The following is a 7,743-nucleotide window of genomic DNA, read 5'->3' as shown; positions in this document are numbered from 1 at the left end:
CCGCCGTATACTTTTGCAAGTACGTTAGTGATTGCTGCAGTTAGTGTAGTTTTACCGTGGTCAACGTGGCCGATTGTACCAACGTTTACGTGCGGTTTTACGCGTTCAAACTTTTCTTTTGCCATCTTAAAAAATTCCTAATAAAGAAATTAAAGCCTGACTCACTATTGAGCCAGACAAGCTAAAATTATATAACAGCGCGAGCTGAAATTATTGTATCTGCGACATTTTTAGAGGCTTCAGCGTACTTCACAAACTCCATAGAGTATGAGGCACGGCCCTGTGTTGCAGATCGTAAAGCAGTTGCATAACCAAACATTTCAGAAAGAGGAACTTGCGCATTAATTTGCTTAAGTCCACCTAATGCATCTTCCATGCCTTCGATTATGCCGCGGCGACGGTTTAAGTCGCCAACTACATCACCCATATTTGAATCAGGAGTGAGTACTTCAACCTTCATTACTGGCTCTAAAAGTACAGGGTTAGCTTCAAGCGCCCCGTTTTTCATTGCCAGTGAACCTGCTATTTTAAATGCCATTTCATTCGAATCTACATCATGGAATGAACCATCATATAAAGTCGCTTTAACGCCAAGTAATGGGTAGCCTGCCAGTACACCTTGAGACATTTGCTCTTGGATACCTTTGTCTACCGCAGGAACGAATTCTTTAGGAACTGAACCACCTACGGTTTCGTTAACGAACTCGTAAATTGGTGACTCATCATCCGTAATATCCATCGGTTCAAGTTTAATCCAAACGTGTCCATATTGGCCACGACCACCTGACTGACGTATAAACTTCCCTTCAACCTTAACAGTTGAACGAATAGCTTCTCGGTATGAGACCTGCGGCTTACCAACGTTACATTCAACACTGAATTCACGTTTCATACGGTCGACGATGATATCTAAGTGAAGTTCACCCATGCCAGAGATTATAACCTGGCCTGATTCTTCGTCAGTTTGTACGCGAAAAGAAGGATCTTCAGCAGCTAGTTTACCTAGTGCGATACCCATCTTATCTTGGTCAGCTATAGTGCGGGGCTCAACCGCAATAGAGATTACTGGTTCTGGGAATTCCATACGCTCAAGCGTAATAATAGAATTCGGATCACACAGTGTTTCACCTGTTGTTACGTCTTTAAGACCAATAGCTGCCGCGATGTCGCCTGCGAAAACTTCTTTGATCTCTTCACGAGAGTTTGAATGCATCTGTACGATACGGCCAAGTCGCTCACGCTTACTTTTTACTGGATTATATACCGTGTCACCCTGTTTAACAGTACCAGAGTAAACACGGAAAAAGGTCAAGGTTCCAACAAACGGGTCTGTTGCAATCTTAAATGCGAGTGCAGCAAACGGCGCTTTATCATTAGCTGGACGTTCTTCCTCAGTACCATTTTCTAAGATACCTTGGATTTGTTTCACTTGCTCTGGTGACGGCATATATTCAACAACGCCATCAAGCACAGCTTGAACGCCTTTGTTTTTAAATGCGCTACCACAAGTAACTGGAACAATCTCATTTGCTAATGTTCGTTGGCGTAAAGCATTTTTAATTTCTGCTTCACTTAACTCTTCACCTTCTAAGTATTTATCCATTAGTTCTTCTGTTGCTTCAGCAGCGCTTTCAACTAAATGAGCGCGCCATTCTTCAGCTAATTCCAGAAGTTCTGCCGGTATTGCCTCATAAGAGAAAGTCATACCCTGGTCCGCTTCGTTCCAGTTAATCACTTTCATTTTTATAAGGTCAATAACACCTTTAAAGTCGTCCTCAGCGCCTACAGGCAACTGAATTGGAACAGGCGTTGCTCCAAGACGAGATTTCACCTGGCTGACCACTGCTAAGAAGTCTGCGCCCGTGCGATCCATTTTATTTACGAAGATCATTCTCGGAACTTCGTATTTGTTCGCTTGACGCCAAACTGTCTCAGTTTGCGGCTGTACACCAGATGAAGCACAAAGAACAACTACCGCACCATCTAGTACGCGTAAAGAACGCTCTACTTCGATAGTGAAATCTACGTGTCCTGGAGTATCAATAATATTGATACGATGGGCGTCAAATTGAGCGTCCATCCCTTTCCAAAAACACGTTGTTGCAGCAGAAGTGATTGTGATACCACGCTCTTGTTCCTGCTCCATCCAATCCATAGTTGCAGCGCCATCATGTACTTCACCGATCTTATGAGAAAGACCTGTGTAGAACAGAACACGTTCTGTTGTGGTGGTTTTGCCTGCATCTACGTGAGCAACAATACCTATATTACGATAGCGCTCAAGTGGAGTTGTACGTGCCATATGATCCTCTTAAAGGTTAAAGACAGATTACCAACGGTAATGAGCGAATGCTTTATTCGCTTCAGCCATACGGTGAACGTCTTCACGTTTCTTAACCGCAGTGCCTTTATTATCAGAAGCGTCAACGATTTCTTGAGCTAAACGTAAGCCCATAGATTTTTCGCCACGCTTACGTGCAGCGTCTACTAACCAACGCATACCTAATGCGTTACGACGAACTGGACGTACTTCAACTGGTACTTGATAAGTTGAACCACCAACACGGCGAGATTTAACCTCTACCTGTGGACGGATGTTATCAAGTGCAGTTTCAAAGATTTCTAGGTGCGACTTGCCTGATTTCTCAGCAGCCACGTCTAGCGCACCATAAACAATTTTTTCAGCAGTAGATTTCTTGCCGTCTAACATTACGATGTTAACGAATTTAGCAAGAAGTTCCGATCCGAACTTAGGATCTGGAAGAATTTTACGTTGACCGATTACGCGTCTTCTAGGCATTTTGTATCTCCGGTTTATTCAGGTTTGCTCTTTCGAGTCAATCACCCAAAACAATAATTATAAATATTTAGTGCTTGGCCTTACTAACGGAATACAATTACCCTTTAGGGCGTTTTGCACCGTATTTAGAACGAGCTTGACGACGATCGCTAACGCCTGCACAGTCAAGTGCACCACGAACAGTGTGAAAACGCACACCTGGTAAATCTTTAACACGACCACCACGGATTAGGATTACACTATGCTCTTGAAGGTTATGACCTTCACCGCCAATGTATGAAGTTACTTCGAAACCGTTAGTTAAACGTACACGTGCTACTTTACGTAACGCCGAGTTTGGTTTCTTAGGTGTAGTTGTATATACGCGAGTACATACACCGCGCTTTTGCGGACACGCTTTTAGTGCAGCTGAGTTACTTTTCGTAACCTTGCTACGGCGTGGCTTACGCACTAGCTGGTTAATAGTTGCCATTTAAATAGCTCCTGAAATTAAAATTACTACTGAAAAAAATAAAAAAATCCGCCCTTTATTTACGAGCCTGCATTAAGCACACAAGTAAATGGGTGGCGGAATTTTAATGAGCAAAGTTTAACCTGTCAACCTAAACTAATCGTAAGACAGCATATAACTGCCTTACGATCACTTAATCTATTGATTAAGAACAGTTTATTGATTTCCAGACAAATCAGCATTTAGAGCGTCTGTAAGTGCTTGAGTCGCCTCTTCTGCACTTACTGTTTGCTCTTCTACTACTACTTTGCTTTGTTTACGGCGAGCCATACGTTCTTGATGATACGCAAAACCGGTACCGGCTGGGATCAAACGACCCACAATTACGTTTTCTTTAAGACCGCGAAGCTCATCGCTCTTACCATTCACTGCCGCATCTGTAAGAACACGTGTTGTCTCTTGGAAAGACGCTGCAGAGATGAAAGATTCTGTTGCTAGTGATGCTTTTGTGATACCCATTAACTGGATTTCAAACTTAGCTGGTATCTTACCTTGTTTTTCAAGGTCACGGTTTGCGATATTAACGCGCGCCACTTCGATTTGTTCACCGGCTAGGAAGTCAGTATCACCGCCGTGCATAATGGTACATTTACGTAACATTTGACGGATAATTGTTTCAATGTGCTTGTCATTGATCTTAACGCCTTGCAAACGGTAAACCTCTTGCACTTCGTTAACGATATAGTTAGCAACATGAGTCACACCACGTAGGCGTAAGATGTCATGCGGTGATTCAGGACCATCGGCAATAACTTCACCTTTAGACACTTGCTCACCTTCAAACACGTTAAGTTGACGCCACTTAGGAATCATCTCTTCGTAATGATCACCTTCAGCTGGAGTAATAACTAAACGCTTCTTACCTTTAGTCTCTTTACCGAAGCTAATTGTACCAGTTACTTCAGCTAATATAGCTGGATCTTTTGGCTTACGAGCTTCAAATAAGTCGGCTACGCGTGGTAGACCACCCGTGATATCACGAGTTTTCGAACCTTCTTGCGGAATACGTGCTAACACGTCACCTGGGTTTGCTGTAACGCCGTCAATAACTTCAATCGTAGTGAATGAAGGAAGACGTGTTTCTTGCAGACCGCGCTCTTCACTTTCAATGATAAGCTTTGGTTCTTTCGTATTTACTTTAGCAAGATCTTTAACAACTACACGGGTTAAACCGGTTAGTTCATCTGTCTGTGCTTCAGTATTTGAATCATCGATATCGCTGAACGATACTTTTGACTTATGCTCAAGAACGATTGGGTGACTATGCGGGTCCCAAGTAGCAACGATGTCGTTACCTTGAACTTCTGCATTGTCTTGCACTGTTAGTACCGCACCGTAAGGTACTTTATAACGCTCTTTCTCACGACCATGACTATCGATGATAGTAATTTCCGTAGAACGAGAGGTAATAACAATCTTACCGTCTGTGTTTAATACGTACTTAGAGTTATGAAGTTTTAATGTACCGTTAGTTTTAACTTGTACATTATTTTCTGCAGATGCTCTAGATGCCGCACCACCGATGTGGAAGGTACGCATTGTTAACTGTGTACCCGGCTCACCGATTGATTGAGCCGCGATAACACCCACTGATTCACCAGCGTTAATGATGTGACCACGTGCTAGGTCACGACCGTAACAGTTAGCACAAACACCAAAGTCATTATCACATGTGATAACAGAACGTACGCGAACTTCATCTACTGAGTGCTCTTCTAAAAGGTCACACAGTTTTTCGTCAAGCATAACATTACGTTCAACAAGTACAGTATTAGTACCTGGAATTACAATATCTTCAGCAACAACACGACCTAGAACACGTTCGCGAAGTGCTTCTACAACATCACCACCTTCAATAAGCGGTTTCATTGTTAAGCCATCTTCTGTGCCACAGTCATCTTCATTGATTACCAAATCTTGTGCAACGTCTACTAGACGACGCGTTAGGTAACCCGAGTTTGCTGTTTTAAGTGCTGTATCCGCAAGACCTTTACGCGCACCATGCGTTGAGATGAAGTACTGAAGTACGTTTAGACCTTCACGGAAGTTAGCTGTGATTGGCGTCTCGATGATTGAACCATCTGGACGTGCCATTAGACCACGCATACCCGCCAACTGACGAATCTGTGCAGCACTACCACGAGCACCTGAGTCGGCCATCATAAACACTGAGTTAAATGACGGTTGCTCTACTTCTTCACCTTTTGCATTGATAACTGTATCTTTTGACAAGTTAGCCATCATCTCACGTGATAAGTTTTCGTTTACACGTGACCAGATATCGATAACTTTATTGTACTTTTCACCAGCCGTTACAAGACCTGATTGGAATTGTTGGTTGATTTCAGTCACTTCAGCTTCAGCTGATTCAATTATCTGTGCTTTAATCGGTGGGATAACTAAGTCATCAATACCGATAGAAACACCTGACTTCATTGCATAATGGAAACCGGTGTACATAACTTGGTCAGCAAAGATAACTGTATCTTTAAGACCTAGACGACGGTAACACTCATTCAATAAGCCAGAAATCTGCTTTTTACCTAGCGGCTGGTTGATTGACGCAAACGGCATGCCTTTAGGTAAAATTAGAGACAGAATTGCACGACCAACAGTTGTATCGATAACAGTCACAGTGTCTTCTACTATGCCGTCTTCGTTTTTAACTGATTGGCTAATACGTACTTTCACGATTGCGTGAAGGTCTGCATTGCCGCTGCGGTATGCTTTTTCTGCTTCTTTTGGATCTTTAAATATCGCGCCTTCGCCTTTAGCGTTAATGCGGTCACGAGTCATGTAATAAAGACCCAATACAACATCCTGTGAAGGAACGATGATTGGCTCACCATTCGCAGGAGATAGAATGTTGTTTGTTGACATCATTAAGGCACGAGCTTCAAGCTGTGCTTCGATTGTTAACGGTACGTGTACCGCCATTTGGTCACCATCGAAATCGGCGTTGTAGGCCGCACATACTAATGGATGCAAATGAATCGCTTTACCTTCGATAAGCACAGGTTCAAACGCTTGGATACCCAAACGGTGAAGTGTTGGTGCACGGTTAAGTAATACTGGATGTTCACGAATTACTTCGTCAAGTACATCCCATACTTCCGGAACTTCACGTTCAACCATCTTCTTAGCTGCTTTGATTGTCGTAGCCATGCCGCGACGCTCTAATTTGCCATAGATGAATGGTTTGAATAACTCTAGTGCCATCTTCTTAGGAAGACCACATTGGTGAAGCTTAAGTGTAGGACCTACTGTGATTACAGAACGGCCTGAATAATCTACACGCTTACCAAGTAAGTTCTGACGGAAACGACCTTGCTTACCCTTGATCATATCAGCAAGAGATTTAAGAGGACGTTTGTTAGAACCTGTAATTGCACGACCACGACGACCGTTATCAAGTAGCGCATCTACCGCTTCTTGTAACATACGTTTTTCGTTGCGTACAATAATGTCTGGTGCTGCTAAATCTAGTAGACGCTTAAGACGGTTATTACGGTTAATAACACGACGGTAAAGGTCGTTTAGATCAGATGTCGCAAAACGACCACCGTCTAATGGTACTAATGGACGTAGATCAGGTGGCAATACTGGAAGTACTGTCATGATCATCCACTCAGGGTTATTACCTGATTGGTGGAACGATTCCATTAACTTAAGACGTTTAGTGATTTTTTTACGCTTAGTTTCAGAGTTAATTGTTGGTAACTCTTCACGCATCTCAGCAATTAATTGAGCAAGATCAAGTTCACGAAGCAAGTCTAAAACTGCTTCAGCACCCATCTTCGCTTCAAATTCATCACCGTGCTCTTCTAGTGAATCTAAGTATTCTTCTTCACCTAATAGTTGACCACGCTCAAGCGTTGTCATACCAGGCTCAGTTACTACGAATGATTCGAAGTAAAGAACACGTTCAATATCACGAAGCGTCATATCTAGCATTAAGCCAATACGTGACGGTAATGATTTTAAAAACCATATATGTGCAACTGGGCTCGCAAGGTCGATATGACCCATACGATCGCGTCGCACTTTAGTGAGTGTTACTTCAACGCCACACTTTTCACAGATCACACCACGGTGTTTAAGGCGTTTATATTTACCACATAAACACTCATAATCTTTCACTGGGCCGAAAATACGGGCACAGAATAAGCCGTCGCGCTCAGGCTTGAAAGTACGGTAGTTAATAGTCTCAGGTTTCTTTACTTCACCGTATGACCATGAACGAACCATGTCTGGTGAAGCAAGACCAATGCGAATTGCATCGAATTCTTCGGTCTTATTTTGTTGCTTCAGAAACTTAAGTAAGTCTTTCACCTTAGCTCTCCTGTCGGAGTTAATCTTGAGGACGGATAGTCTCGTCCCTACATTCTATTCAGCCGTAACAGATGCTGCAGCGTTAACTGCAGCATCTAAT

General features: G+C 42.9%; 5 protein-coding genes. All 5 read right to left on the bottom strand.

The window, feature by feature from the left end; translation table 11 throughout:
• Positions 1-125: GTP-binding protein (locus tag H5092_RS14535; RefSeq protein WP_033023824.1), on the bottom strand; the 125-nt coding region annotated here is incomplete at its 3' end.
• Positions 126-187: 62 nt separating this feature from the next.
• Positions 188-2,302, bottom strand: coding sequence for an elongation factor G (fusA, locus tag H5092_RS14530; protein WP_002958887.1), 2,115 nt, complete (start codon positions 2,300-2,302; stop codon positions 188-190).
• Between the two features lie 27 nt (positions 2,303-2,329).
• Positions 2,330-2,800 carry a 30S ribosomal protein S7 gene (rpsG, locus tag H5092_RS14525; RefSeq protein WP_010555004.1) on the bottom strand — a complete coding sequence of 157 codons (471 nt, stop codon included), beginning with the start codon at positions 2,798-2,800 and terminating at the stop codon, positions 2,330-2,332.
• Between the two features lie 97 nt (positions 2,801-2,897).
• The gene (rpsL, locus tag H5092_RS14520) at positions 2,898-3,272 is read right to left on the bottom strand and encodes a 30S ribosomal protein S12 (protein ID WP_002958885.1); all 375 of its coding nucleotides are present in this window, start codon (positions 3,270-3,272) and stop codon (positions 2,898-2,900) included.
• Between the two features lie 195 nt (positions 3,273-3,467).
• A complete protein-coding gene (gene rpoC / locus H5092_RS14515; RefSeq protein WP_002958884.1) occupies positions 3,468-7,643 on the bottom strand; it encodes a DNA-directed RNA polymerase subunit beta' in 4,176 nt (1,391 codons plus the stop codon).
• Positions 7,644-7,743 lie beyond the last annotated feature (100 nt).

The organism is Pseudoalteromonas sp. SR41-7, assembly GCF_014163935.1.
Classification (GTDB): domain Bacteria; phylum Pseudomonadota; class Gammaproteobacteria; order Enterobacterales; family Alteromonadaceae; genus Pseudoalteromonas; species Pseudoalteromonas distincta.
Note: the sequence above shows the minus strand (reverse complement) of the source record. Positions and strands in the feature narration are given on the sequence as shown.

What these genes read in the sequence shown, in the direction of transcription:
- rpsG (WP_010555004.1), bottom strand. Translation starts at nt 2,800, where the DNA reads ATGCCTAGAAGACGCGTAATCGGTCAACGTAAAATTCTTCCAGATCCT.
- fusA (WP_002958887.1), bottom strand. Translation starts at nt 2,302, where the DNA reads ATGGCACGTACAACTCCACTTGAGCGCTATCGTAATATAGGTATTGTT.
- rpsL (WP_002958885.1), bottom strand. Translation starts at nt 3,272, where the DNA reads ATGGCAACTATTAACCAGCTAGTGCGTAAGCCACGCCGTAGCAAGGTT.